Raw genomic sequence first — 24,358 nt, 5'->3', positions numbered from 1 at the left:
TCCCTAGCTTCAAAAAAGTGCCTCCTTGAGCCGATTTCAGCTTCCCATTAGGAAGCAACGCACCAAAAGTTCCTTATAGGAGATATCGTAATGTGTGAACTTTGCAAGGCCGGGATGAACCTGCATGGCGCGTCGACTTCGCGCCGCAATTTTCTGCGCGGCGCATTTGCCAGCGCAGCGACGGCGGCATTCCTGCCGGCCTTCCTGTCGCGTCCGGCTGCGGCCCAGGAAATGCCGGCGGGCGTGGGCGAGGCCGGTCGTCGCACTCTGATCAAGGGCGGCCATGTTCTCAGCCAGGACCCGACCATCGGCGATTTCACCGGCGACGTCCTGCTGGAAGGCGCGCGGATCCTCGAAGTTGCCCCTTCGATCGATGCGGGAGATGCCGAGGTTATCGATGCTGCCGGCCGCGTCGTCATGCCCGGCTTTATCGACACTCACCATCACCAGTTCGAAACGGCGCTGCGCTCCTACCTGCCCAACGGCATCATGTTCGCGGATCCGACCCGGCCGGGTGAGCCGACCTATCTCGACGATATTCTCGGCAAGTTCTCGAAGGTTTATCGGCCCGAAGACGTCTATATCGCGCAGCTGTTCGGCGGGCTGAGCCAGCTTGATGCCGGCGTTACCACTGTGCTGGATGTTTCGCAAATCCACCACTCGCCGGAACATTCCAACGCCGTGATCGAGGGCATGCAGGCCGTCGGCCGCCGCGGTGTCTTCGGCTATTTCGAAGGCTACGGCCCGGATTTGCGCTATCCGCAGGATGCCCGCCGGATCCGCGACGAATATTTCGCCAGCGACGATCAGCTTCTGTCCATGCTGATGGGCGGCGAAGTCTATCTGCCGGGCGTCGATCCCATGGAACTGTGGAACATCGGCCGGGACCTCGACCTCATGGTTGGCCTGCATGTCGTCGGTTCGCTGGGCATGCGCGAGACGATGGACAAGCTGATCCCGCATTATACCGACAAGCATCTGTTCATCCACATGACCGGCATGTCCGACGCGGCCTGGGACCGGGCACAGGAGGTCGGCGCGCATATTTCGCTGTCCGTTCCGATCGAAATGCAGATGCGCCACGGCATGCCGCCGATCCAGAAGGCGATCGACATGAACATGGCGCCGGCGCTGTCGGTCGATGTGGAATGCACCATGACGGCCGATTTCTTCACCCAGATGCGCGGCGCCATGACATTGCAGCGCGCGCTTGCCAATCAGGTCGCTCTGGAAGACGGGCCGGAAAACGCGCCGGCATTGCTGCATGCCCGCGATGTGCTTGAATTTGCGACCGTCAACGGCGCAAAGGCCCTGAAGCTGGATCACAAGACGGGGTCGCTGACGCCCGGCAAGGAAGCCGATGTCATCCTCCTGGATGCGACCGCGCTGAATGTCGCGCCGATCAACAACGCGCCCGGCGGCGTCGTCACCCTGATGGAGCGCTCCAACGTCGAAACCGTTCTGGTCGCCGGTCAAATCAAGAAGTGGAAGGGCGCGCTTGTCGGGCAGAATATCCCGGCACTGCGCGAACAGATCACCGCATCGCGCGACTATCTGTTCGAAACGGCCGACGTCGAAATCCCGCTGTTTGACTAAGCGGAAGACAACTGGAACCGGCTGCCGCGGTGCTGCGGCGGCCGGCTTCTTCAAAAACCATGTCGTATGATCGCGGCTGTCAGCGTTGCAACTGAACCCGACCATCAGCCCTCGGGAGATCAGCCGCCTGCCGCCATCTCCAACGTGCCGAGAATGCCGCGAAGCTTTTCAGCGGCGGCAGCCGCCCCGGCCAGGCAGGGGCCTTTTTTCGAGAAGTCGCTGGAAAGCGGGAAGTCATCGACATCACCGCCGGCTTCCGAGACGATCAGCAATCCGGCGACGCAATCCCACGCATTCAGCACCGGCTCGTAATAGGCCAGATAATGCCCGGCGGCGACATGGGCGAGCGAGAGTGCAGCCGAGCCATTGCGCATATAGACGCCGCCATTGGCCATGACGGCCGCGATAAGGCCGCCGATGTGTGGCCCGTGTTCACGTCGGGTCGCACCAATGGCGATGAAGCCGCCGGAAAACGGCGTCGTGTCGTTGACGTGGATTTGTGCGCCATTGCGATAGGCGCCTTCACCGAGCTTTGCCGTATAGAGCTGGCCGGTGCAGGGCTCGTAGATCAGGCCTGCGACGGGTGTGTCCTGATAGATAAGGGCAATGACCACGCCCCATGACTGCAATCCGTGCAGGAAGCAGCTGGTGCCGTCGATCGGGTCCATGAGCCAACGGTAGTGCGAGGTGCCGGGTTTCTGCCCGTTTTCCTCTCCATAGAGCCCGTCTTCCGGAAATCGTGCGCTGATCGCCTGCCGCAGGAAGTCTTCGACATCCCGGTCGGCAGCGCTCACGAGGTCCTGGCCGCTCGTCTTCATCTCGATGGCGAGCGAGCCGCGCCGTTCGAAATAGTCGAGAGCGAGCTTTCCGGCACCGACGATGATCTTGCAGGCGGCGTCGAAGCGTTCGGCGCACGCGGCGGTCTTGTTGTTCTGGTCTGGCATTCTGGTGTCTTGGTCTGTCTCAGGAGGGGTGGGAGCGAATAAACGCCGTGGAGCCGCGGCGCACGAGCGTGACATCGATTTCGGCGTGCAGCGGTGGTTCGGATGGCGTGTCGATGCGGGCAATGAGGGCGGAAAGCGCGGCATCGGCAAGCAGCCCGGTGTCCTGCCGGATCGTCGTCAGATCGTAGGACAGCCAGGCGGCCTCGTCGATGTCGTCGCAAGCGACCACGGAAAGCGCCTCGGGAATTGCAATCGATGTTGCCCGGCGTATTTCGTCGAGGAAACCGAGGGCGAGGTAGTCGTTGACACAGAACATGCCATCGACGGTTTCACCGCTGTCGATGAAGGCCGCCGCGGCCTCGACGCCGCCGGCATAGTTCTGGATGGCGCCTGAAAACGCAGCGACGCATTCCATCCCGAGCCTGGTGCAGTGACGCCGAAAGGCTTCCTTGCGCAGCGATATCGTGTGGGATGGCCGTCGCTGTCCGGCTATGGCGACACGACGGCATCCCGTTTCGTGCAGCGCCTCTGCCGCCAGCCGGCCGGTCTTTTCGCAATCGACGATGATGCTCGCCACGTTGCCGCTCATGCGCGGTTTGTTGACCAGCACGAGGGGCACGCCGAAGGCGGCACACTCCTCGGCGATTTCGACGGGCGGGGTGTCCGAGGTCACGATGGCGCCGGACACATTGTAGTGCAGCATCATGTCGATGAGGTGGCTGACGTTCTGGCCCGGATCCGTCGGCAGTATGAAAGGGTGATAGTCGAGTGCGACCAGACCTCTGGAAAGCTTGTCGACCAGCCGCGAGCGGAACGAATTGTCGATGTCGGAGACAACCAGGCCCACGAGATGGGTGCGTTTCTGCGTGAGCCCGCGCGCCAGCATGTTGACGCGGTAGCCGAGGTCGCGGGCGGCCTTCATCACGCGTTCGCGTGTCTCGGGCGCAACGCTGGCGCCGGCCGTGAAGGTTCGCGAAACGGCAGAACGGGAAACCCCCGCCCGTCTGGCAACATCGGTTGATGTAACCGGCCGCCCCGGCCTTTCTTCGTCATCCTGCATCGCGAATCGCATTACCGTGACTGTCCCCGGCAAGCTTGCCGCCGGCGCAGGCAGCAAGCAAGAGATCGGCGCGGTCGAGATTGAGCATCGGCGGCCGCAGCAACAGTATTTGCCGAAAAATCTCGGGATCATCGCCAAAATACTGCAACATCGGCGTCATTCCGAGGGCACGACATTCCGCCGCCCGCTGGCAAAAATCCTCGGGGTGAAATTCCACGATCACCGGATCGAGATGGGCCTTCAGGATGTCGAGCGTCGGGTAGTCGGTCGCCGTCGATCTTATCCGGGCCTTGCTTGAGGCCGCCCGCACACCGCACAAGATTTCCGTGTCACGCGACCAGAAGAAACAGTCGGCCAGAAAATCCATCTCCTCGACAAGCGCGATGACGTTCACCGGATCGGCGTCCTTGATCTCGATATACATCTGCCGGCCATAGGACTGGCACAGTGCGATCATCTCGCGCAGCGTCGGCAGTTTCTCGCCGGAATGGAAGCGGGAAAACCATGAGCCCGCATCAAGTGCGCGCAAATCGCTCAGGGTCATATCGGCCACCCGGCCGGTGCCGTTCGTCGTTCGGTCAACCGTCGCGTCATGGATGACGACAAGCGCGCCGTCGGCGCTTTGGCGGACATCGAGTTCGAGGTAATCGGCGCCCAGTTCAAAGGCCAGTCGCCCAGCTGAAACCGTGTTTTCAGGTGCGAAACGGTTCGCGCCGCGATGAAAGACGGTCTGAACGCCGAGCGCCCTGAGCGGGTCGAGCCGCGCCATCATCTCGGGATTGTTGGTGCAAATGCCGAGAACGGGCATGTCAATCAGCTCATCGAGAACCGCGCGCCGCTCCTCGTGCCAGAGCACGATCCCGAGATCCTGTTCGCGGGCCTGCTGCATGAGGTCCTGCGTCACCAGGTCCTGTGGCCGCTCTCCGCCGCGTTCCCAGCACAGGTGGATGATGTCGGCGCCCGTCTGCGCAGCCAGAGCGAACGGGTCCATGCCGAGCGGCACGAGGACCGAGACCGGAAACGGACACGCCGCGTCGACCAGATCGCGGACTTCGTCGACCATGAAGCTTCCGAGGACAGCCGACTGGAAGCCGGCGGCCATGAGGCGGCGGATTGTGACAGCGCCGGCGCCACGTGCCTTCACCTCCACGTAAAGCGCTTGCCCGAGTTTTGATGCCAGAGCGATTGTCTCGTCGAGGGTTGGCATGTCCGGCGCCAGCGCACGCAAGTCGGTCAGATCAAGCTTCGTAATCCGGACGTCGACGCCGACCGCGTGCCCGAGCGTTGGGTCGTGGCTGATGACGGCCACCCCGTCGCGCGTCAGATGGACATCGATCTCCCACATGTCGGCGCCGAGCCCGGCGGCAACGCGAAATGCCTCCAGCGTGTTTTCGGCAGCATGCGCCGACGCGCCGCGATGGGCAATCGAAAGCGGGCGGCCGTCGGCGCGCGACGGGCAGGGGAAGCGAAGACCGTGACGACGCATCAGAGCCGGTTTCCTTTCTCGTCAAAAACCAGCGTGCTTTCGACATCAAGCGGCCACTCGACTTCCTGTCCGATTGCGATGTCGTTGCGCGCGTACTGGATGGAGCGCAGGACGATGCCCTCGGCCACCTTCAGGTCGAAATGGGTCTCTCTGCCCTGCGGCTCGACGAAACTGATCTTGCCGCGCACGGGATGGCTGCCGGTTGAACCGAAGTGTTCCGGCCGGACGCCGATCGAAATCGGCCGGTTGTCGGTCCCCGATAGATGTGAGGGCAGGGGCAGATCGAAACCGTCAGGACCGGAAAACCGGCCATTTCGCATCTCGCCGTCGATCATCACAATCGGCGGGTTGCCCATGAAGGAGGCAACGAAACGGTTTGTCGGCCGGCGGTACATCTCGTCCGGCGGGCTTACCTGTAAAATTTCGCCCTTGTCCATGATGGCGATCCGGTCTGCCATCGACATCGCCTCCACCTGATCGTGTGTCACGAGGATGGCGGTGATGCCGGTTTCAAGCTGGATGCGCCGGATTTCCGAGCGCATTTCAAGCCGCAGCGCCGCATCGAGATTGGCCAGCGGTTCGTCGAGAAGCAGGACGCCCGGCTTGCGCACAAGGGCGCGTGCGAGCGCGACGCGCTGCTGCTGTCCACCGGAAAGCTGGCCGGGTTTTCGTTTCAGATAGGGCGCGATATGCGTCAGTTCCGCGATCTCCTGGACGCGCGCTTCGATCTCCTTCTTTTCCGTCCGGCGGACCTGCAGGGGAAACGCGATGTTCTCGAAAGCCGTCATATGCGGATAGAGCGCGTAGTTCTGGAAGACAACGCCGACATTGCGCTTCTGGCTCGGCAGGCCGCTTATGTCGTCGTCACCGAACAGGATCTGTCCGCCGTCAATACGGTGGATGCCGCTGATGGCCAGAAGCGTCGTCGATTTGCCGCAGCCGGAGGGGCCGAGCAGCGCGAGCATCTCGCCGTCGCGGATTTCGAGGTTCATCCTGTCGATGACGGGGACGCCGTCGAATTTTTTGGTAAAGTCCTTCAGGGCAATACGCATCAGCCTTTGGTGCCTCCGCCGAAAATGTTCATGAGCCTGTTCTGGAAGATGAGGAAAAGGATCAGGACGGGGAGCGTGTAATAGAGCCCCACGGCCTTGTAGATATCGAAGTTGTATTCGACCGAGTCCGGTATCGAGATGCCTTCGAGGAAAACCGAAAGCACTTCGAAATCCGTGGTCGGTGCGAGAACCCGGGGAATGACGAATTCCCCCCAGGCATCGATGAAGGCGAGTACGGTGATGGCGATGAGGCCGGGTTTGACCTGCGGCAGGATGAGCCGCCGCCAGACCGTGAAACGGCTGGCGCCGTCCTGTATGCCGGCCATTTCGATTTCCCATGGCACGCTGTCGTAAAAACCTTTCATCACCCAGATCGCGAGCGGCAGGGTCAAGGCCGCGCGCACCAGCACGATGCCGGCGAGCGTGTCGTAAAGGCCGATGAACTGCAGGACGAGAAACATGCCGATGATGAGGGTAACCGCCGGAAACCCGTGCATGATCAGCACGCCGCCCAGAAACATGCGACGAAACGGCAGGTTTAGGCGCGACAGGGCATAGCCGCCAGTGGCCGCCAGCGAGACGACGACCGCAACGAGGGCGACAGCATAGACGACCGTGTAGAAGGTCGAGACCCAGACATTGCCGACCAGCGTCGGGTCGACCAGAAAACGCCAGTGTTCCAGCGTCACTTCGTCGGGAATGAGCGAACCGCCCGGCGCGTTGGTGAAGCTGTCGATGACAAGTGACAGATACATCAGGCACAGCGGAAGGCTGATAATGGCCAGTACGAGAAGAACCGGCAGGATCGAGAAATTACGTGTCATCCGGGTCTCCTATGCTTCGATCTTCGGTTTCTGGACAAGTTCCCTGAACCGGAAGATGCGCAGGAAGGTGATCGACAGCACCAGTCCGCCGGTTACGAGCACCAGCGCCATTGCCGCGCCGAGGCCGTATTGCAGGTTGCCGCTGTAATTGAAGAGCGCGGTGCGGAAGGCCTCCAGCGACCAGACCGTGGTCGTGTTGCCGGGGCCGCCATTCGTGGTCAGCCAGATCTGCTCGTAGGAGCCGATCAGCGACAGCGTCTGGTAGCAGGTGTAAAACATGATCGGCCATCGCATTTGCGGCAGAAGGATATAGCGCACCTGCTGCCAGCGGCTGGCGCCGTCCACCTCGCTTGCCCAGAGCTGTTGCATGGGAATGGCGCGCAATGCGCTGGAAAACAGGATCATGCCCAGCGAAACGCCGATGAAGCCGTTGACCAGGATCACGATGGTCCAGGCACTCGGCACTGATCCCTTCATGTAGTTGAAGGAGGGCAGGCCGAACTGTTCGGCAAGCGTTGCAACGAGACCGTTATCCCAGGTGAAGGCTTTCCACATCAGCGTGTAGAGAACCACGGGCGTAATCTTCGGCAGCAGCCACAGGGCGGAAAAGAAAAGGCCCATGCGTGGCGGCATGTAGAAGATCGCGAAAGCGAGATAGAGAGCGAAGAAGACACTGAATGCCAGCGTCACGGAAACGTAAAACGCCGTGTTGAGAAGGACGCGGACGGTTTCACGCTCGTTCTTGAGCTTTTCGAAATTTGCCGTCGTCCAGACCCATCCGGTGTAGCTGGCGTTGACGATACGGTCGAGGTCGGCCGGGTCAATCTCCGGCGCCAGCGTCGTGATGGCCCGGCTGGCTTCATCCCGTGTCTGAAAGCGCGTGTTGAGGATCGAACGGCTGAAGGGCTCGGCGGCAAGCTTCAGCTCCCGGATACGGCGCGGCCTGCTTGGCAGGGTCTTGAGTTCGCGTTCGAAAGCGCGCTCGTCGACAAATTGCTGCCCGGAAAGTTGTTCCTCGATTTCATCGAGAAAGTCTCCGTCAACACCGGCTGACCGGGCGGCGGCAAGGCTTTCGTTGTCGACGACAACCGTGCTGCGCCCGAGTTCTGCGACGACGTCGGGATCGATGCCCTCGGCTGCAAGTTCGCGCAGACCGTTCGGCGTGATCACGTATGCGCCGCCACTGATGCCGGTCGAACTGGTCATGTTGGTGAAGGAAAAGATCGCGGTCAGCACAATGGGTGCAAGGAAGAAGATTCCGACGAAAATCAGCGTGGGTGTCAGCATCAGGGTGCCCAGCGGGCTGACCCGGCTTCGCCGTTCGCGCTGATCGACGGGGGCGGCGGTGCCGGCCGAGCGCGTCAACGCGCCCGGCCGGTTGTCTCGCTTGCGAGAGGCGTTATCGGCCAATGGTCCGGTTCCCCTAGCGGACGACAATGCCGTCGCCGAGCGCCGACGTCACATCGGCTTCGGCGGCATTGACCGCGTCCTCGACGGAGGAGGCGCCCGTCCAGGCCGCTTCGAGCCCCTGATACATGGCGTCCCAGTAGATGCCGAAATCGGAATTGTTGGGAATTGCATTGGCATGGGGGAGCAGGTTTTCGGTGGCTTCCGTGGTCCAGCGGTCATTGGCATAGAGCGGAACCGTCGCCTGGTCTTCGCCGATGGCCAGATGTCCGGAGGCAACCGCATGCAGCGAATTGATCCGCGGTTCGGAGGCGATCGAGATAAGCTCGGCGGAAACCGCCGCGTCATCATCGGAGCCTGCCGTCGAGATCAGGTAGACAAGCGGATGGGTGATGGAATTGGCGCGTCCGTTGTCGTTGCCGGAGGGGACCAGCGAATAGGCGACCTTGTCAAAGAAGTCCGTCATTTCGAAGGAGCCGGTCCACTGCGAATAGTGCCAGGTGCCGCCGTGCCACATGCCGTAATTGCCTGCAGCGACGTTGCGGTGCCAGTCGTCCCACTCCATGCCGAGATAGGATCGCGGCACAACGCCCATGTCGACGGCATCGACGAAGAACTGGTACATGTCCGTCATGGCCTGCTTGTCGAAGACCAGCTTGCCGGTCTCCTCGTCGACCATCTGACCGCCGAAGCTCTGGTAGAACTGCCAGTAATCGGGGCCGTTGGATACGCGCGGCGCGAATGCCATGCCTTCCTCGACAAGGCCCTCGTCCTGCATTTTCCGGGCGTCATCCAGCATGTCGTAGAGTGTGTAGTCGCCCGACAGCACGCGGTCCGTCAGCCCGTCGATTTCATCCTCGCTGTAACCGATTCCCGCGAGCTTTTCGCGCGAGAAGAAGAACACGCGCGCCTCGGCGTCCTGCGGAATGCCCCAGATCTGGCCGTTGTAGCTCGCGACGTCGATGAGGTTGTCATAAAGCTGGTTCAGGGGCCATGCATCGAAATCGACATAGTCTTCGATCGGCCGGATTGCACCCGCCTGCGACCAGGGGCCGATGTCTTCGTGCCCGGTAACGATGATGTTCGGCAGCGTGTCCGATTCGGCCGCCAGTGTTACAGCCTGCTTGAAGTCGTCCCAGCTGCTCCAGACCTGGCTTTCGACTTCGATGCTGAGGTCCTCGCCGCGTACGGCAGCTTCGCGCTCAAGGAGGTCGGCAGCCATGGTTATGGCATCGACGCGGTAATGCGACGTTTCGCCTGTACCGCCCGCCCAGACGGTGATCGTGTAATCTTCCGCCATTGCGCTGAGCGCCGTTCCGCACAGGAGGGTCGCTCCCAGCACAATGGTCTTCGTCTTCTTCAAGATGGTCATGATGATCCCCGGAAGTGAGAATAATGGTCCGATTGCACGCGCGTGCAATCACTCCTTAGGGGACCCATGTGACGTGCATATTACGGCCCGATGAAAATAAGCTGTCATACGCCGGCCTGTGCGTCCGATCGGTCTTTTGCGGTGCAGCAGGGCGCACGGCGATTCAACACAGGGGCGCTGCCGGTCTGCAGTTGACCCCGATCAGGCCGCAGTGCTGTTTCATTGATCCCGGCGCGCAGTTTCTCGAGCGCGCCAAGTCTGGCACCTGTACGCATCATTGACAGTGAAGGGCAGCGATATCTGCCGGTCGTATCGCCAGACGGACACAACTGTCTTTGTGAACGGCAGTGCAGACGATCGGGTTCTGTCCTCGGCCCGTCATTAACCGGCAAACCGATCCTTGGGTTTGCTTTGGCAAGCAGTTTGCTAGTCAGAACAGCAAAAGAGAATAGGAGACTTCGATGACAGAACGTGCGCAAAAGACCTGGCTGATTACAGGTGCCGACAAGGGGCTGGGGTTTGAAACCGCGAAATTCGCCCTTGAGCGGGGAGATAATGTGGTTGTGACCGTTCTTGATCCGTCCGGCTCGCACCGTCTTCTTGAGGCTTTTCCCGACACCTTGCGCGCTTTCACGCTCAATGCCGGTGATCATGCGCGGATCGGCCAGACGGTTGCTGCTGCGCATGCCGCCTTTGGGCGCATCGATGTCCTCGTCAACAATGCCGGTTACGGTCTCGTGTCGCTGGCGGAGGCAACGGGGGCGGAGAAATACCGCCCGTTGTTCGAGGTCAACTTCTTCGGCCTTGTGGAAATGACGCGGGCGGTGCTGCCGATCATGCGGGCGCAGCGTTCCGGCAATATCGTCAACCTGTCGTCCTATGGCGGGTTTATCGGCACGCCGGGTTTCAGTTTTTACTCGGCAACCAAGTTTGCCGTCGAGGGTTATTCGGAGTCGCTTGCCAAGGAAGTCGCACATCTCGGCATACATGTGACCCTGATCGAGCCGGGCGGTTTCCGCAGCGATTTCGCCGGTCCCTCGCTGATGCAGGACGCCAATATTCCCGGCGACGATTACGGCCCGGTGGCGGATATCATCACCGGTTACGGCGCGCGCCGTCACGGCAAGCAGCCGAATGATCCGGCGCTGTTCGGCCAGGCGCTCGCCGCCGTTGTCGATCTCGAAAAACCGCCGATGCGCATACCTTTCGGCAGCGATGCCCATGCCGCAATTACCGATGAGCTTGGGCTGGTGGCCGAGGAACTGGAGCGCTGCAAGGATATCGCGTTTTCCACCACCAATCCCGTCAACTGAGGGAGGGGGCGGATGTCTGAAGCCATCAAGACAGCGGAACACCGGAAAGGACCGGGGAAGCGTCTGCATGTACGCCCGTCCCAGGAAGGCATTGTCTTCCTGATCACGGTTGCGATGTTCGTGTTCTTCTCTGTCGTGCTCGATAACTTCCTAAGCTACGGCAATGCGATCACCCTGCTGCGCGGCGTTTCCGTTCTGGGCATGCTGGCGCTTGGCATGAGCATTGTCGTGATCGGTCGCGGCGTCGATCTGGCCATGGTCGCCACGCTGGTGGTCGGCATGATCTGGGCCGTCAAGATGACCAATGACGGGCAGGATTTCGGCATCGCCCTTCTGATGGGCGGCGGTTTCGTGGTCGCGACCGGGATCGTCATCGGCTTTGTCATCGCCTATGCGGAAATCCCGGCGATCTTTACCACGCTTGCCATGGGGCCGATCGTTTTCGGCGTCGGCAACCTGTTCTTCTTTCGCGAGGATACCCACAACGCGCCGGAAAACGTCGCCTGGCTGAACACGCTCGGTTTCGGCTCGACCTTCAGCGTTCCCAACACGATCTGGGTGTTCGCGGCACTCGCGCTCGCCGTCCACATCCTGATGCGCTACACCCGGTTCGGGCGGACGATCTATGCCACCGGCGACAATCCGCTGGCGGCAAGGCTTACCGGTTTTGCCATGCGCCCGACCATCGTCGTGCAATATGCGATGACGGCGCTTCTGGCCTATATCGTCGGGCTGATCATCGTCGCCTCGAATTCCGGCATCAACACCCGGCTGGCCTATACCACGCTCGTCTATGACGTGCTGCTGGTGGTGGTGCTGGGCGGTATCGGGCTTTCGGGCGGTCGCGGCGGCGTGCGCAACGTGCTGGTCGGCACGCTGTTCGTCGGAACGCTGCAAAGCGGCATGACCATCCTGAACCTCGCCTATGCCGAACAGAACCTGATCAAGAGCGTCGTCATGCTTGGCGCTCTGGTGGCCGATACGCTCACCAATCCACGCGACGAACAGACATCGCAGGGAGGCGATATCTAGCGGTTTTCGGGCGGAGAAAATGAATTGCTTCAATTTTTTAAGGAGGAGAAAATGAAGCTGAGGAAACTGATATCGGGAGCGCTGGCGCTTGCCCTGATCGGCTCGTCGGCGCTTGCCGCCGACAGTCTGGAAAACAAGAGCCGCGAAAAATATACGGCGGCCATGGAAGGCAAGAAGGTCATCTATATTCCGATGAGCCTGAGCACCGACCTGACCCTGACATGGAACGCGTTCCTGCAAAAACAGGCGCGGGAACTCGGCTATACCGTCGATGTGCGCGATCCGAACTGGAATGTCGAGGCGGGCGCGCGGGCGCTGACGCAGGCGATCGGCGAAAAGCCCGACCTGATCGTCCTGCAAAATCCCGATGTTCAGGCCTATGCGCGGCTGATCAAGCGGGCAAAGGCCGCCGGGATCAAGATCGTTCAGCTCAATATGGAATCGCTGACCCCCAGCGACGCCTATGTCGGCGCTGACTGGACCGGCATCGGTTACCTTGCCGGCAAGGCTGTGGCCGAACGCTGCGGTTCCGGCAAGGGACCGTCATCCAAGGTTGCCGTCGTCTCCGGCGTGCCGACCGCGCCGGTCGATCTGTTCCAGATGGCGGGCTTTACCAAGGCGCTTGAAGAGGACGCGCCCGAGATCGAAATCGTCTCGCAGCAGGCGGCCGGATACGATCCGAGCAAGGCCCGGGCGATTACCAGTTCGGTCCTTCAGCAGCACCCGGACCTTTGCGCCGTCTATGGCGTCTGGGACGGACAGGACGCCGGTATCGGTGCGGCGGTCAAGGAAGCGGGGCTGACGGACAAGGTTTTCGTCGTGACCTCCGGCGGCGGCGCTTCGACCTCCTGCGACAAGGTGGAGAGCGGCGACTTCAGCATGTTCATCGAATATGACGCGCGCATGCAGGGCCAGTCCCTCAACACAATCGTCTCGACCCTGTTGCAGGGCGATGCCGTGAATGGCGACAACCAGATTGTCTACTACACGCCCAATTACGTGATCACGAAGGACAATCTGACCCCGTCTTCCTGTTTCGTCGTCGATACCGATCAATAATCTGCATACGGGTTTTCAGATGTTCGCCAACAGTGCACTGACGCGGTTGCGCTACCGGTATTTTCCCGACCATGTCGTCGGGGAAATACTGTCCAAGCGCTGGACCGACAATGCCATCCCGGTCTTCGCCCTTCTCGTGGCCCTGGTCCTGTTCGGATCGTTCAATCCGAGCATGTTTACCGCGTTCGGCCTTTATGATTTCGCGGGCCAGATTTCGGAATTCGGTCTGGTGGCAATCGCGCTCAGCATTGTCATGATTTCAGGCGGTATCGACTTGTCCGTGGGGTCCATCTTCGCGCTCTGTGGGCTGACGATCCTGACCGCGCTGAATGTCTATGAATTGCCGCTGGGCCTCGCCGTGGTCATCACCATCGGCGTCGGCGCCCTGTGCGGCGCGATCAACGGCATTCTGATCGGCTATCTGCGTCTTCGGGCATTTTTGACGACGCTGGTGACCCTGATCATGTTCCGGTCGATCTATGAGCTCGTTCTACCGCATTTCGCCACCGACATCGTGATGGGAATGCCGGAATCGGCGGTCTGGGATGCGCTTGGTTTCGGTTCGCTTTTCGGCGTTCCCTATGCCTTTTACATTTCGGCGGTCATCGCCGTTTTCTGGCACATCGTTCTGTCCCGCTCGCGGCCGGGCTGGCATATTGCCGCTGTCGGCGGCGCGCGGCGCTCGGCGTTCAATGCCGGTATTCCGGTGCGCACGGTGCTGTTCTTCACCTATGTCTGTTCCGGCGCGATGGTGGCGATTGCCGCAATCCTGTTTGGTGCGCGGCTGACCAGTATCGGGCTCGACACCGGCGTCGGCATGGAAATCTCGGCGCTGACGGCGGTCGTGCTCGGCGGCACGACACTTGGCGGCGGCCGCGGTTCGGTCGCCAAGGCACTGATCGGCTCGGTGGTGGTGCTGATCCTCACCAACGGGCTGTTGCAGATGGGGGTCAAGGGCACGACCTCCGCCCTCATTCTCGGCGTGATCCTGCTTCTGGCGATCTGGCTGGATGTGCGCTGGGTGCGCAACCGCGACAAGCTGATCAACAGCGCCTATGTGTCGCCTGCCTATCTCAGCCTGCCTCCGGCGATCGAGACGGCGAAGGGCAGCGCCTCCGCCTTTGCCGAAAACGACAAGCTCCGCACCGTGGAACTGATCGGCCTTGGCCAGATCGAACAGCCCGAGGACGTGATCCTCGACCGCGACGGCAATCTGTTCTGCGGCAACCGTCATGGCGAGATCATCAAGTTTTCCGCACCCGATTATGCCGCGCCGGAAGTCGTCGCTCATATCGGCGGTTTCCCCTCGGGGCTTGCCTTCGACAGGGACGGCAATCTGGTCGTCTGCGTTGCCGGCATGGGGCTTTACATGGTCACGCCCGAACGCGCGGTGATCAAGCTTACCGACGAAACCAACCGTTCGCTGTTTTCCATCGTCGATGATTCCCGTCTGAGGATCGCGGACGATCTGGATATCGCCCATGACGGGCGGATTTTCTTCAGCGAGGCGACGATCCGCTACGAGCACAATGCCTGGCCGCTGGATTGTATCGAAAGCCGGGGCAACGGGCGGCTGATCTGTTATGACCCGCGTGACGGCTCGACCCGCACTGTGCTGCGCAACAGGATTTTCCCCAACGGCATTACCTGCCTGCCGGACAATCAATCGCTGCTGTTTGCCGAAACCTGGGCCTGCCGCATCAGCCGATACTGGTTCGACGGCCCGAAAAAGGGAACGGTGGAGCCGGTGATCACCAACCTGCCGGGCTTTCCGGACAATATCAACCGCGCCTCCGACGGCACATACTGGGCCGCCCTTTGCGGTATGCGCGGACCTGCGCTCGATATCGCCATGACCGATCCCGGTTTCCGCCGTCGCATGACCCGGCGTGTTGCTCCCGCCAACTGGCTGTTTCCCAACATCAACACCGGCTGCATTTTCAAGTTTTCGCTCGATGGCACCGTGCTGGATTCACTGTGGGACCTCAACGGCGCCAATCACCCGATGATCAGCTCGATGCGCGAGCACAAGGGGCATCTGTTCATCGCCGGGATCAGCAACAACCGCATCGGCAAGTGGAAGATACCCGACGCCGATCCCGACTGGACCGGTCCCGGCAGCTATTGGGGAGCGAAGAATGCTTGATCACTTCAGGAAAAGGCTCGATTCCTTTCTCGGCCGGGGTTCGTTCAGCACATCCGTCCCGGTGATGGACGGGCCGCTTCAGCCCAACCACCGGCTGGACGAGGCAGCGGTTCTGTTTTCGGCCAATGGCCTCGACAATCTTCTGGCGGATGGCGACACGGTTTTCTATTCGGCCGGTCCGGTTCTCTTCATGCGTGCGGCGGATGGCGCGGTTTCCGAAGTCAGGCGCTTCGATGCGGATATCGCCTGCCTTGCGATGGCGCGGGACGGCGGCATGGCGGTCGGTCTTGATGGGGCGGGGATTGTCATATCGGGCGGTGCGTTCGATGGAACCGAAATCAGCCGGTTGGGGGATAAGCTCCTGATCGCGCCGACGGCGGCGGCGTTTGTGGACCGGAAAACGCTGCTTGTTGCTTCCGGCTCGTCGCAATGCCCGGCATCGCAGTGGAAGCGTGATCTGATGAGCCTTGGAACGACCGGTTCGCTGTGGCGGGTCGACCTGACAAGCGGCAAGGCAGAAACGCTCGCCACTGGTCTGGCCTTTCCCTACGGCCTTGCGCTTTCGCCGGATGGCCGGTCCGTGCTTGTCAGCGAAGCCTGGGCGCATCGTGTCGTCAGGGTCGCGCTTGATGGCGCGCGTCCTGCTGTTTCGCCGGTTCTTCAGGACCTGCCCGGCTATCCCGCCCGGCTTGTTCCTGATGAAGACGGTGGCTACTGGCTGGCTGTCTTCGCGCCGCGCAACCAGCTCGTCGAGTTCGTTCTGAGAGAAAAGGCCTATCGCGAGCGGATGATGGCCGAGGTCGACCCGGAATACTGGGTCGCGCCGTCGCTTGCCATCAAGCAGGGGTTCCGCGAGCCGACGCAGAACGGCGCGCTGAAACTGCTCGGCATCCTCAAGCCGTGGGCTCCAACCTTTTCCTACGGCCTCGTTGTCCGGCTGAATGCCGATGGCCATCCGGTGGACAGTCTGCACAGCCGCGCCGATGGAAACCGGCACGGGATAACCTCGCTCTGCCTGTTCAATGGCACGCTGGTTGCCGGTTCGAAAGGCGCTGGCGAGGCATTGATGCCGACTGCGCAGAAGGCCACGGGAGGAGATGCGTGATGCCGCCTATTCTCGAACTGAAGGGTGCCACCAAGGATTTTCGCGGCGTCTACGCGATCAAGAATATCGACCTGACGCTTCAGGAAGGCGAGGTCCACGCCATTCTCGGCGAAAACGGCGCGGGCAAATCGACGCTGATGAAGGCGCTCGCCGGCGTCCACCACCTGTCTTCGGGCGAAATCCATCTGGCCGGAAAGCCGGTGATGCTGGGTTCCCCCCTCGCCGCGCTGAAGGCGGGCATCGCCATGGTCTTTCAGGAGACCAATCTGGTGGGCTCGATGACGGTTGCCCAGAATATCTATCTGGGCGAGGAGCGATTTCTGAACGGGCTGCGCAAGCTCAATATCCGCGCCAAGCAGTTTCTGATGTCGATGAATTTCGATGTCGAGCCGTCGGCGCTGGTCAGTTCGCTCGGCGCGGCCCAGCGGCAGATGGTGGAGGTGGCGCGCGCCGCCCATCACGCCGCCAAGGTGATCATTTTCGACGAGCCGACGGCAACGCTGACGCCGGAGGAAAAACATCATTTCTTCGGCCTTATCAAACGGTTGCGGGAACGCGGCACGTCAATCCTGTTCATCACCCACGCGCTGGAGGAGGCGTTACAGCTTTCCGACACGATCACCATCCTGCGCGATGGCGAGAAGATCGTTTCCGGACCGACCGACACCTTTACGCGGGAATCGATCATCCGCAATATGGTCGGCCGCGAACTGAGCGGCGAACTCTACGGCGCGCGCAAGGGCCATGAAGTGGCGATCCGCGCGCCGCAGTCGAAAATGCTGAGCGTCGATAATCTCTCCATGGGCAAGATCGTGCGCAACACCTCGTTCAGCATTTATGGCGGACAGGTTACCGGCATGTTCGGTCTGGTCGGCGCGGGGCGGACGGAAACCATGAAAATCGTTGCCGGAGCATTCAAGCGCGACGTCTTTCACGGCGGCGAAGTGCGTCTCAACGGCAAGGCCGTGCGCTATCGCGTGCCGCGCTCGGCCATGCGTGACGGCATCGTCTACGTGACCGAGGATCGCAAGCAGGACGGTTTCTTCGAGACCATGTCGATTGCGGAAAACATTCACATGGGCGCGCTGGCGCGCGGCAATAATCCGTTGTCCGTCGTCTCGATGCGGCAGGCGAAAACGCTGGCCGCCGACTGGACGAAATCGCTCAGCATCCGCGCCATCAACACCTCGTCCAAGGTGATCGAGCTATCCGGCGGCAACCAGCAGAAGGTCGTCATCGCCAAATCGCTGGTGCAGAAGCCGCGTCTGGTGATCTTCGACGAGCCGACGCGCGGCGTCGATGTCGGCTCCATTGTCGAAATTCACGACCTCATCAACCGGCTGGCCGACGAAGGCATCGCGGTGGTGCTGATTTCGTCCTATCTGCCGGAAGTTCTGGCGCTCTCCGACCGCATTCTCGTGACCCGTCAGGGGCAGGTGGTCGAGGAGATGAGCGCCGGAGACGCCACGGAAGACAAGATCATGTACGCCGCCGTTCACTAGAACAAAAACACACCGGAGCCGGCGAACACCCGGCCATCATGTCTGACAGGAGCTGAAACCATGAAACTTGAAAACGGCGACAGCGCTGAATACTGGAAGGGTGCCCGCGAAGGGAAACTGCTTTTCCAGAAGTGTTCGCACTGCGGACAGGTGCAGTTTCCGCCGCGTTATCACTGTGCCGCCTGCTGGCAGGCGGAGCCGGACTGGATCGAGAGCAGCGGCAGGGGCACGGTCGAATCCTTCACCATCGTCCGCCGCGCGCCGCTTCCCGCCTTTCGCGACAAAGTGCCCTATGTGGTGGCCTCGGTGATTGTCGAGGAGGGGCCACGCATGATTGCGGCGATCACGGGCGACAATGCGCTCGAGGTGAAGATCGGCGATGCCGTGACGGTCGATTTTCAGCCGACTGACGAGGGCGAAACGCTGCCGGTTTTCCGCCCGGCGTGAGCTTGGGGTGTGAGCATGGCAAAAGGAGCAAGAGGGGCAGTGTGGCGCCACACTCGCCGCTCTCTCAGGCGTCATCCTCGGGCTTGACCCGAGGATCCAGTCACTGTTGCGGTTACGGTTCGGGTCATAAAGTCGGTAACCGGCGTTGCGAGAGGCGAGGCAAATGGATCCTCGTGTCGAGCACGAGGATGACACAAGCGGTGAGGGTTGCGGTCAACACAAAGGCCGGAATGATGGCAGAAGCTGAAATGCAGGCTTTATCAGCCTTCTGTGATCGTTCCAAACCGGCCCCAAGTTTCCGGAAAACCGCTACTTCCCCTTGAAAACCGGCTTGCGCTTTTCCTTCAGCGCTGCGACGGCTTCCTTGTGGTCGTGGCTGGTGCGCACCAGCGCTATGTGGGAGGACAGCGCATCGAGGTGGGCGTGGAGGTCGGCGTCTTCGGCCTGGTTGACCAGCCGCTTGATGAAGCGGACGGAAAGCGGTGCGGCGGCGGCGATCTGTTCGGCATAGGCGCGCACCTGATCGCGGAATTCATCGTCGGGATAGACATGGTTGACGAGGCCAAGCCTTAACGCTTCTTCCGCATCCACCCAGCGCGCTGTCCAGAACAGGTCGAGCGCTGCCGCCTTGCCGATGATGCGCGGCAGATACCACGCTCCGCCAACGCCGGGGATCAGGCCCATTTTCGCATAAGTTTCGGCAAAGCGGGCCGATGCCGTTGCCAGCCGCACATCGCACATCAGAGCAAGGTCCATGCCGCCGCCGACCGCCGTGCCGTTGACAGCGGCAATCAGCGGCTTGTCGATTTCGGCGACCTTGCGGGCGAGCGACTGGGTATTGGCCGTCATCGCCGCTTTAACCTCAAGCGGCGTCTGTTCGGCCTTGTCCTTGAAGCGGCTGGTATCGCCCCCGGCTGAAAATGTGGTTTCCGCGCCGGTGAAGACGATCGCCTGCACATCGTCGCGGGTCTTGCAGTCCTCCAGCCAGATTACCCACTGGCGGACCATTTCATCGGTAAAGGCATTGCGCTTTTCCGGTCGGTTGAGGGTGAAGGTGGCAACGCCCGCCTCGACCTCGAAGAGAAGTTCGCTATTTTCCAATTCGCTCTCCTGTGCCGCTCAGGCCTGCGGGCGGCGTCTGTAGAGAAATGTCGCCGTCATGCTCTGCACCGTCTCGTCATGCTGGTTGACGAATTCGCGCTTGAACGAAACCACGCCGCGCTCCGGCTTCGAGGTTTCCTTCTTGCTCAGAACCGTCGAACGCATGTGAACCGTGTCGCCGTGCTTGACCGGCTTCATCATCCGCCATTCATCGATACCGATGACCGCCAGCAACGTACCGTCATTGACGCCGCTTGCATATTGCAGGCCGCCCATGATGGCGTAAATCAGCGGCGCATGGGCGATCGGCTCGCCGAAGGGCGTGGTCTTGGCATATTCCCAGTTGGTGTGGACCTCGTTGAAATCGCCTGAAAGACAGGCGAAGTTGACGATATCGGTATTGGTGACGGTGCGGCGCGGCGTTTCCAGCACCTGACCGACCTCGAAATCCTCGAAATATTTGCCTCTTGGTTCTGCGGCCATCCCGTATCTCCTCCTTTGTTCCGTTATCGCGGTTCCGCCGTCAGCACTGCGGTGCAATGGGACGACAGGATGCCGCCTTCGCTGTGGACCACGGCGGCCTTTGCATCCGCGACCTGCCGTTCGCCCGCTTCACCACGCAGCTGGCGTGTGGCTTCGATGAGAGCCAGAAGACCGCCCGCGGCCCCTGCATGGGCATGACTCAACATGCCGCCATGGGTGTTGACCGGCAGTTTCCCACCGATGGCGGCCTCACCTGAGGCGAAGAACGCGCCGCCTTGCCCGCGCGGCACCAGGCCCAGCTCCTCCATCTCGATGATCGGAACGATGCTGAAACAGTCGTAAAGCATGGCCATATCCATGTCGGACGGGCCGAGACCTGCCATCGCATAGGCCGCTTGTGACGATTGTTCCGCGCCGAATTCGGTGAGGCTCGGGGCCGATGTCAGATGTTCATGCGTATGCGCCTGGCCGATGCCGGCCAGAAAGACCGGCGTTCCGGCCATATCGGCGGCGCGCTCCGGCGTGGTGACAATGAAGGCGCCGCCCGCATCGGAGATGAGGCAGCAGTCGAGAACGTTGAGCGGGTCCGAAATCGGCTTGGAGGAGAGCACATCGTCAATGGTGATTTCGGTTTTCATATGGGCGTTGGGATGCAGCAGCGCATGTTTGCGGGTGTTGACCGAAACAGCCGCCATTTCCGCCCGCGTCGTGCCGTATTTTTCCATATAGGCGCGGGCAACCAGCGCATAGAGCGAGGGGATGCCGATGCCGTAGGGCGCTTCGAAATAGGGGTGGCCGACGGCTGAAAGCGCGGAAACCGCCTCGTCGCGCGACATGCCGGTGGCGCGGTTTTCACCGGCGCAGACGAGAACGGTATTGGCCTGCCCGGTCGCAACCGACTGTGCGGCGTGATGCAGCATGACGGCGGGCGATGCACCGCCGACGACCAGCGAACCGCCATAGCGCGGGCTGATACCCAGATATTCCGCCAGAACCGAGCCGAGCATGAAATAGGGTTCGGTAAAGGAATAAGCCGTCAGCAATCCGTCGATATCGCGGTAGCTGATGCCGGCATCGGCAACGGCCCGCATGGCTGCCTGTGCATTGAGGCCGAGCCCGCTCATATGCGGCATGCGGCCGATATCGCTTTCTCCGACGCCGATGATGACGGCGCTGTTTCTGAGGCTCATGCGTTCTCCCCGGGTTTGAAACTGTCAGAGCTGCCGGGCCGCAATCGCGGCCGGATCGTTGCTGCCATACATCGCAAGCTGCGTGCCACGATTTGGCGACGGCAGGACATGATCAGGTTTCTCCTCTTTCTCCTGCGTTGTCCTTGCCACAATCTCCCGCATCCGCGCGGCGCTGGCATCGCCATTGCTAGTTTTTCCCGACACGGGCCAGCGGTCAGCGAATGCACCGGCCCGAACAGAACGGTAGTCACGAGGGAGCCAGGACACATGACATTCAGGGAAGACGCGCTTGCAGGCCGTGTCGCGCTTATCACCGGCGGCGGCAGCGGGATCGGTTTCGGCATTGCAAAGGCCTTCGCGGCGGCGGGCGCGAAACTGGTGCTCGCCAGCCGCAATGCAGAACGGCTTGAAACCGCCATCGGCGAACTGAAAGCCATGGGCGCGGAGGCCATTGCCGTCACCGCCGACGTGCGCAAATTCGAGGACGTCGAAAGCGCGGTGAAGACCGCTGTGGACACGTTCGGGCATCTGGATGTGATGATCGCCAATGCCGCGGGCAATTTCGTCGTGCCGCTTGCCGAAATGTCGCCGAATGCGTGGAAAGTGGTCATCGATATCGACCTCAACGGCACATTCCACTGTGCCAGGGCCGCCTATCTGGAACTGAAAGCCTCGTCTTTCGGCGGCCGGTTTATCGCCATTTCCACCACGCGGGCGTTGGAAGGGTGGCCGGGATGCGCACATGCCGGCGCTGCCAAGGCCGGTATCATGTCTTTGATGCGGACATTGTGCGGCGAGTGGGGGCCGGATGGCATCCGCTGCAACACGATTGCGCCCGGCGCCATCGACGATACCGAGGGCGTGAAGCGCATCTACGAGGAGGCTGGGCGCAAGGAACTGGAACTGTCGTCGATCCCGCTCGGCGAATTCGGCAAGACCTCCGATATTGCCAGTGCCGCCGTGTTCCTGTGCTCAGATGCCGGGGCTTATATCACCGGCGCGGATATCGTCGTCGATGGCGGGCGCAACCGCTCGCGCTCCAGCACCGGCGTCAAAGTCGCGGCAACGGAGGCGGCCGAATGATAAAATCCTGGCCGCATGTCGAAACCGAGCGTCGGGGCGCGGTGCTGATCATCCGTCTCGACAATGAAAAGGCGCGCAATTCGCTGACCCGCGAAATGCGGTTTTCCCTGCGCGATATCGTGCGCGAGATCGAGGACGACCATACGGTGCGCGCGGTCTATCTGACGGCGAAGGGCAAGACCTTCTGTTCAGGCGGTGACCTGCGAATGCTCACCGAAGCGTCAGAGCCATGGCCGGTGCATCGCCGTTTCCAGCATGCGGCGAAACTTTTTCCGCCGCTGTTGCAGTTGAACCGTCCGGTGGTCTGCGGCGTGCGCGGCATGGCGATCGGCGGTGGCATGGGGCTGGCGCTGATGGCCGATCTGATCGTCGTCGGCGAGAGCGCCAAATTCGGCGCCGGGTTCTTTCGCCTCGGCGCGGTGCCGGATTGCCTGACGCTCTACACTCTGCCGCGCACCATCGGTCTGGCGCGCACCCGCAATTTCATCTTCACCAACAGCACCTGGAATGCCGATGAGATCGTCGACAACGGTCTGGCGCTGAAGGTCGTGCCCGATGACGCGGTCGATGCCGAAGGCATGGCGCTTGCCGAACAGCTGGCCGCGGGGCCCGCCGAAGTCATGGGGCTTGCCAAGCAATTGCTGCTGAAATCCTTCGAAAGCAGCGTTGATGAACTGATGGCCTATGAGGGCTTCGGACAGGTTCTGGCGATGAGTTCCGTCGAGTTTCAGGAAGGGCTTCAGGCGCTGATTGAAAAACGCCCCTCCGACCCGATGGGGGCCGCTGCCGCAGCACCCTTCAATGACGGCCTGCCATCGGCCGATGGCGAGAAATAGAAATTCAGGGAGGAGAGCCCCATGAGCGATACGCCGAAGAAACAACCATTCGACATTCTTCCGCATCTCGAAACGCTGAACAAGGACGTGTTGTTCGGTGATGTGTGGGAGGAACCCGGCCTTTCCAAACGCGACCGCAGCCTTGCCACATATGCGATCCTGGCGGCGATGTATCGCACGTCCGAACTGGACCATCATATGCGCCGGGCGCTGGACAATGGCGTCACCGAAACCGAGCTGAAATCGCTGATCACCCATGTCGCCTTTTACGCGGGCTGGCCGTCTGCGATGAATGCCGGACGGGTCGCCGTCGATGTCTTCGAAGACGACGCGGGATCAGAGGCATGAAGGTCGGATATATCGGCCTCGGCGCCATGGGCGGCGCGCTGGCGCGCAGGCTTCTGGTTTCGCGGCCGCTCACCGTCTACGACCTGAATGCCGGTCTCATGACGGATTTCGAAAAATGCGGCGCGACGCTGTCGTCAGGACCGGGGGAGCTGGCGCGTGAATGCGATATCGTCATGCTCTGCCTGCCGCGCTCGGCCAATGTGCGGAGCGTGATTTTCGACGATGGCGGCCTCATCGAAGGGCTTGTGCCAGGCAAGACGATCATCGACCAGACCAGCGGCGATCCGGCCGAGACGCGGGCCATGGCGGAGGAGCTGGCAAAACGCGGCATCGCCATGCTGGATGCGCCGGTCTCCGGCGGCGCCAGGGGCGCGGAAGCGGGAACCATTTCCGTTATGGTGGGCGGCGAAAGGGACGGTTATGAAAAAGCCGTGCCGGTCTTCGATCAGATCAGCCCGAACCACACATATTGCGGGCCCATCGGCAGCGGGCAGGTTCTCAAGCTCATCAACAACACCATCAGCACCTGCAACCGCATCGCACTTCTGGAAGGCGTTGCCGTCGGCCTCAAAAACGGCATCAACATGGAAACCATGACCACGGTGCTGAATGCCGGCGGTGCACGGTCAAAATCGTCCGAAAACCTGTTGCCGGTCCTCACCGAGGGATTGCCGCGCGCGGACTTCGCGCTGGCACTGATGCTGAAGGACCTCAATCTGGCAACGCAGCTTGCCATTGACAGCGGTGCGCCGATGCAGTCCGGACAGTTTGCGCGCGGCCTGCTTCAGCTCTCCGCCAACATGCTGGGCCCGGATGCAAAGATCGACGATATCGCCGATGTCATCGCTGCGCAGGCGGGAACCGGTTTTCCGCCACAAACGTAGTTTTCAGAGGCGCGGGTGGAAGTCCGCGCCTCTGAAGCCGATCGCTAACAATTCGGTTTCTGGAAATCACGAACATCCCACCACTTGC

General features: G+C 61.4%; 22 protein-coding genes and 1 pseudogene. 12 read left to right on the top strand and 11 right to left on the bottom strand.

What is annotated here, in order from left to right:
• Window positions 1-90 precede the first annotated feature (90 nt).
• Window positions 91-1,596 carry an amidohydrolase family protein gene (locus ACHZCU_RS03490; RefSeq protein WP_319517671.1) on the top strand — a complete coding sequence of 502 codons (1,506 nt, stop codon included), beginning with the start codon at window positions 91-93 and terminating at the stop codon, window positions 1,594-1,596.
• 119 nt (window positions 1,597-1,715) lie between these two features.
• Here ACHZCU_RS03490 and ACHZCU_RS03485 read toward each other — a convergent pair whose 3' ends face one another.
• The 8 genes and pseudogenes from ACHZCU_RS03485 to ACHZCU_RS03450 form a co-directional block, all read right to left on the bottom strand.
• The gene (locus ACHZCU_RS03485; RefSeq protein ID WP_319517670.1) at window positions 1,716-2,540 is read right to left on the bottom strand and encodes an inositol monophosphatase; all 825 of its coding nucleotides are present in this window, start codon (window positions 2,538-2,540) and stop codon (window positions 1,716-1,718) included.
• A 19-nt stretch (window positions 2,541-2,559) separates the two neighbouring features.
• Window positions 2,560-3,612 carry a LacI family DNA-binding transcriptional regulator gene (locus tag ACHZCU_RS03480; protein WP_319517669.1) on the bottom strand — a complete coding sequence of 351 codons (1,053 nt, stop codon included), beginning with the start codon at window positions 3,610-3,612 and terminating at the stop codon, window positions 2,560-2,562.
• A complete protein-coding gene (locus tag ACHZCU_RS03475; protein ID WP_394706092.1) occupies window positions 3,590-4,369 on the bottom strand; it encodes a glycerophosphodiester phosphodiesterase family protein in 780 nt (259 codons plus the stop codon). The genes ACHZCU_RS03480 and ACHZCU_RS03475 overlap by 23 nt, the downstream gene beginning before the upstream one ends.
• Window positions 4,367-5,086, bottom strand: a pseudogene (locus ACHZCU_RS03470) (glycerophosphodiester phosphodiesterase); the annotation flags it as partial. The gene ACHZCU_RS03475 and the pseudogene ACHZCU_RS03470, both read right to left, overlap by 3 nt.
• Entirely contained in the window at window positions 5,086-6,138 is a 1,053-nt protein-coding gene (locus ACHZCU_RS03465; RefSeq protein ID WP_319517667.1) for an ABC transporter ATP-binding protein, read from the bottom strand. The pseudogene ACHZCU_RS03470 and the gene ACHZCU_RS03465, both read right to left, overlap by 1 nt.
• On the bottom strand, window positions 6,138-6,962 hold the full coding sequence (locus ACHZCU_RS03460) for a carbohydrate ABC transporter permease (protein ID WP_319517666.1): 825 nt from the start codon (window positions 6,960-6,962) through the stop codon (window positions 6,138-6,140). The genes ACHZCU_RS03465 and ACHZCU_RS03460 overlap by 1 nt, the downstream gene beginning before the upstream one ends.
• A 9-nt stretch (window positions 6,963-6,971) precedes the next feature.
• A complete protein-coding gene (locus ACHZCU_RS03455; protein ID WP_319517665.1) occupies window positions 6,972-8,372 on the bottom strand; it encodes a sugar ABC transporter permease in 1,401 nt (466 codons plus the stop codon).
• 13 nt (window positions 8,373-8,385) lie between these two features.
• Window positions 8,386-9,741, bottom strand: coding sequence for an extracellular solute-binding protein (locus ACHZCU_RS03450; protein WP_319517664.1), 1,356 nt, complete (start codon window positions 9,739-9,741; stop codon window positions 8,386-8,388).
• A 461-nt stretch (window positions 9,742-10,202) separates the two neighbouring features.
• Here ACHZCU_RS03450 and ACHZCU_RS03445 point away from each other — a divergent pair, with 461 nt between their 5' ends.
• Genes ACHZCU_RS03445 through ACHZCU_RS03415 form a run of 7 tightly spaced genes read left to right on the top strand, consistent with a single transcriptional unit; the run spans window position 10,203 to window position 18,345 of the window.
• On the top strand, window positions 10,203-11,054 hold the full coding sequence (locus tag ACHZCU_RS03445; protein ID WP_319517663.1) for an SDR family NAD(P)-dependent oxidoreductase: 852 nt from the start codon (window positions 10,203-10,205) through the stop codon (window positions 11,052-11,054).
• 12 nt (window positions 11,055-11,066) lie between these two features.
• Window positions 11,067-12,086, top strand: a complete 1,020-nt coding sequence (locus ACHZCU_RS03440) for an ABC transporter permease (RefSeq protein WP_319517662.1) — start codon at window positions 11,067-11,069, stop codon at window positions 12,084-12,086.
• 51 nt (window positions 12,087-12,137) lie between these two features.
• Window positions 12,138-13,145, top strand: coding sequence for a sugar ABC transporter substrate-binding protein (locus ACHZCU_RS03435; RefSeq protein WP_319517661.1), 1,008 nt, complete (start codon window positions 12,138-12,140; stop codon window positions 13,143-13,145).
• Between the two features lie 19 nt (window positions 13,146-13,164).
• The gene (locus ACHZCU_RS03430) at window positions 13,165-15,291 is read left to right on the top strand and encodes an SMP-30/gluconolactonase/LRE family protein (RefSeq protein WP_319517660.1); all 2,127 of its coding nucleotides are present in this window, start codon (window positions 13,165-13,167) and stop codon (window positions 15,289-15,291) included.
• Window positions 15,284-16,396 (top strand): SMP-30/gluconolactonase/LRE family protein, encoded by a 1,113-nt coding sequence (locus ACHZCU_RS03425; protein ID WP_319517659.1) that lies wholly within the window; start codon window positions 15,284-15,286, stop codon window positions 16,394-16,396. Before ACHZCU_RS03430 ends, ACHZCU_RS03425 begins: the two co-directional genes overlap by 8 nt.
• On the top strand, window positions 16,396-17,898 hold the full coding sequence (locus ACHZCU_RS03420) for a sugar ABC transporter ATP-binding protein (protein ID WP_319517658.1): 1,503 nt from the start codon (window positions 16,396-16,398) through the stop codon (window positions 17,896-17,898). Before ACHZCU_RS03425 ends, ACHZCU_RS03420 begins: the two co-directional genes overlap by 1 nt.
• 60 nt (window positions 17,899-17,958) lie before the next feature.
• Window positions 17,959-18,345: a Zn-ribbon domain-containing OB-fold protein gene (locus tag ACHZCU_RS03415; protein ID WP_319517657.1), complete on the top strand. Its 387-nt coding sequence runs from the start codon at window positions 17,959-17,961 to the stop codon at window positions 18,343-18,345.
• A gap of 309 nt (window positions 18,346-18,654) precedes the next feature.
• On the opposite strand, the gene ACHZCU_RS03410 is transcribed toward ACHZCU_RS03415, so the two are convergent.
• Genes ACHZCU_RS03410 through ACHZCU_RS03400 form a run of 3 tightly spaced genes read right to left on the bottom strand, consistent with a single transcriptional unit; the run spans window position 18,655 to window position 21,119 of the window.
• The gene (locus ACHZCU_RS03410; protein ID WP_319517656.1) at window positions 18,655-19,446 is read right to left on the bottom strand and encodes an enoyl-CoA hydratase-related protein; all 792 of its coding nucleotides are present in this window, start codon (window positions 19,444-19,446) and stop codon (window positions 18,655-18,657) included.
• Window positions 19,447-19,464: 18 nt separating this feature from the next.
• Window positions 19,465-19,929: a MaoC/PaaZ C-terminal domain-containing protein gene (locus ACHZCU_RS03405; protein ID WP_319517655.1), complete on the bottom strand. Its 465-nt coding sequence runs from the start codon at window positions 19,927-19,929 to the stop codon at window positions 19,465-19,467.
• Between the two features lie 23 nt (window positions 19,930-19,952).
• On the bottom strand, window positions 19,953-21,119 hold the full coding sequence (locus ACHZCU_RS03400) for a thiolase family protein (protein WP_319517654.1): 1,167 nt from the start codon (window positions 21,117-21,119) through the stop codon (window positions 19,953-19,955).
• A 267-nt stretch (window positions 21,120-21,386) separates the two neighbouring features.
• Here ACHZCU_RS03400 and ACHZCU_RS03395 point away from each other — a divergent pair, with 267 nt between their 5' ends.
• Genes ACHZCU_RS03395 through ACHZCU_RS03380 form a run of 4 tightly spaced genes read left to right on the top strand, consistent with a single transcriptional unit; the run spans window position 21,387 to window position 24,270 of the window.
• Window positions 21,387-22,202: an SDR family oxidoreductase gene (locus tag ACHZCU_RS03395; protein WP_319517653.1), complete on the top strand. Its 816-nt coding sequence runs from the start codon at window positions 21,387-21,389 to the stop codon at window positions 22,200-22,202.
• Window positions 22,199-23,038 (top strand): enoyl-CoA hydratase/isomerase family protein, encoded by an 840-nt coding sequence (locus ACHZCU_RS03390; RefSeq protein ID WP_319517652.1) that lies wholly within the window; start codon window positions 22,199-22,201, stop codon window positions 23,036-23,038. Before ACHZCU_RS03395 ends, ACHZCU_RS03390 begins: the two co-directional genes overlap by 4 nt.
• A gap of 21 nt (window positions 23,039-23,059) precedes the next feature.
• Complete coding sequence (locus ACHZCU_RS03385) at window positions 23,060-23,386, top strand: carboxymuconolactone decarboxylase family protein (RefSeq protein ID WP_319517651.1); 327 nt, start codon at window positions 23,060-23,062, stop codon at window positions 23,384-23,386.
• Complete coding sequence (locus tag ACHZCU_RS03380) at window positions 23,383-24,270, top strand: NAD(P)-dependent oxidoreductase (RefSeq protein ID WP_319517650.1); 888 nt, start codon at window positions 23,383-23,385, stop codon at window positions 24,268-24,270. The genes ACHZCU_RS03385 and ACHZCU_RS03380 overlap by 4 nt, the downstream gene beginning before the upstream one ends.
• Window positions 24,271-24,358 lie beyond the last annotated feature (88 nt).

The sequence above is a fragment of the uncultured Martelella sp. genome (assembly GCF_963677965.2).
In the GTDB taxonomy this organism is placed as follows: domain Bacteria; phylum Pseudomonadota; class Alphaproteobacteria; order Rhizobiales; family Rhizobiaceae; genus Martelella; species Martelella mangrovi.
Note: the sequence above shows the minus strand (reverse complement) of the source record. Positions and strands in the feature narration are given on the sequence as shown.

Excerpts from the sequence above, each read along its gene's own strand:
- ACHZCU_RS03415 (WP_319517657.1), top strand. The coding sequence starts at position 17,959 with ATGAAACTTGAAAACGGCGACAGCGCTGAATACTGGAAGGGTGCCCGC.
- ACHZCU_RS03425 (WP_319517659.1), top strand. The coding sequence starts at position 15,284 with ATGCTTGATCACTTCAGGAAAAGGCTCGATTCCTTTCTCGGCCGGGGT.
- ACHZCU_RS03440 (WP_319517662.1), top strand. The coding sequence starts at position 11,067 with ATGTCTGAAGCCATCAAGACAGCGGAACACCGGAAAGGACCGGGGAAG.
- ACHZCU_RS03405 (WP_319517655.1), bottom strand. The coding sequence starts at position 19,929 with ATGGCCGCAGAACCAAGAGGCAAATATTTCGAGGATTTCGAGGTCGGT.
- ACHZCU_RS03465 (WP_319517667.1), bottom strand. The coding sequence starts at position 6,138 with ATGCGTATTGCCCTGAAGGACTTTACCAAAAAATTCGACGGCGTCCCC.
- ACHZCU_RS03400 (WP_319517654.1), bottom strand. The coding sequence starts at position 21,119 with ATGAGCCTCAGAAACAGCGCCGTCATCATCGGCGTCGGAGAAAGCGAT.
- ACHZCU_RS03390 (WP_319517652.1), top strand. The coding sequence starts at position 22,199 with ATGATAAAATCCTGGCCGCATGTCGAAACCGAGCGTCGGGGCGCGGTG.
- ACHZCU_RS03395 (WP_319517653.1), top strand. The coding sequence starts at position 21,387 with ATGACATTCAGGGAAGACGCGCTTGCAGGCCGTGTCGCGCTTATCACC.
- ACHZCU_RS03385 (WP_319517651.1), top strand. The coding sequence starts at position 23,060 with ATGAGCGATACGCCGAAGAAACAACCATTCGACATTCTTCCGCATCTC.
- ACHZCU_RS03475 (WP_394706092.1), bottom strand. The coding sequence starts at position 4,369 with ATGGCGCGGCTCGACCCGCTCAGGGCGCTCGGCGTTCAGACCGTCTTT.
- ACHZCU_RS03445 (WP_319517663.1), top strand. The coding sequence starts at position 10,203 with ATGACAGAACGTGCGCAAAAGACCTGGCTGATTACAGGTGCCGACAAG.
- ACHZCU_RS03490 (WP_319517671.1), top strand. The coding sequence starts at position 91 with ATGTGTGAACTTTGCAAGGCCGGGATGAACCTGCATGGCGCGTCGACT.
- ACHZCU_RS03435 (WP_319517661.1), top strand. The coding sequence starts at position 12,138 with ATGAAGCTGAGGAAACTGATATCGGGAGCGCTGGCGCTTGCCCTGATC.
- ACHZCU_RS03430 (WP_319517660.1), top strand. The coding sequence starts at position 13,165 with ATGTTCGCCAACAGTGCACTGACGCGGTTGCGCTACCGGTATTTTCCC.
- ACHZCU_RS03480 (WP_319517669.1), bottom strand. The coding sequence starts at position 3,612 with ATGCGATTCGCGATGCAGGATGACGAAGAAAGGCCGGGGCGGCCGGTT.
- ACHZCU_RS03380 (WP_319517650.1), top strand. The coding sequence starts at position 23,383 with ATGAAGGTCGGATATATCGGCCTCGGCGCCATGGGCGGCGCGCTGGCG.
- ACHZCU_RS03450 (WP_319517664.1), bottom strand. The coding sequence starts at position 9,741 with ATGACCATCTTGAAGAAGACGAAGACCATTGTGCTGGGAGCGACCCTC.
- ACHZCU_RS03485 (WP_319517670.1), bottom strand. The coding sequence starts at position 2,540 with ATGCCAGACCAGAACAACAAGACCGCCGCGTGCGCCGAACGCTTCGAC.
- ACHZCU_RS03420 (WP_319517658.1), top strand. The coding sequence starts at position 16,396 with ATGCCGCCTATTCTCGAACTGAAGGGTGCCACCAAGGATTTTCGCGGC.
- ACHZCU_RS03460 (WP_319517666.1), bottom strand. The coding sequence starts at position 6,962 with ATGACACGTAATTTCTCGATCCTGCCGGTTCTTCTCGTACTGGCCATT.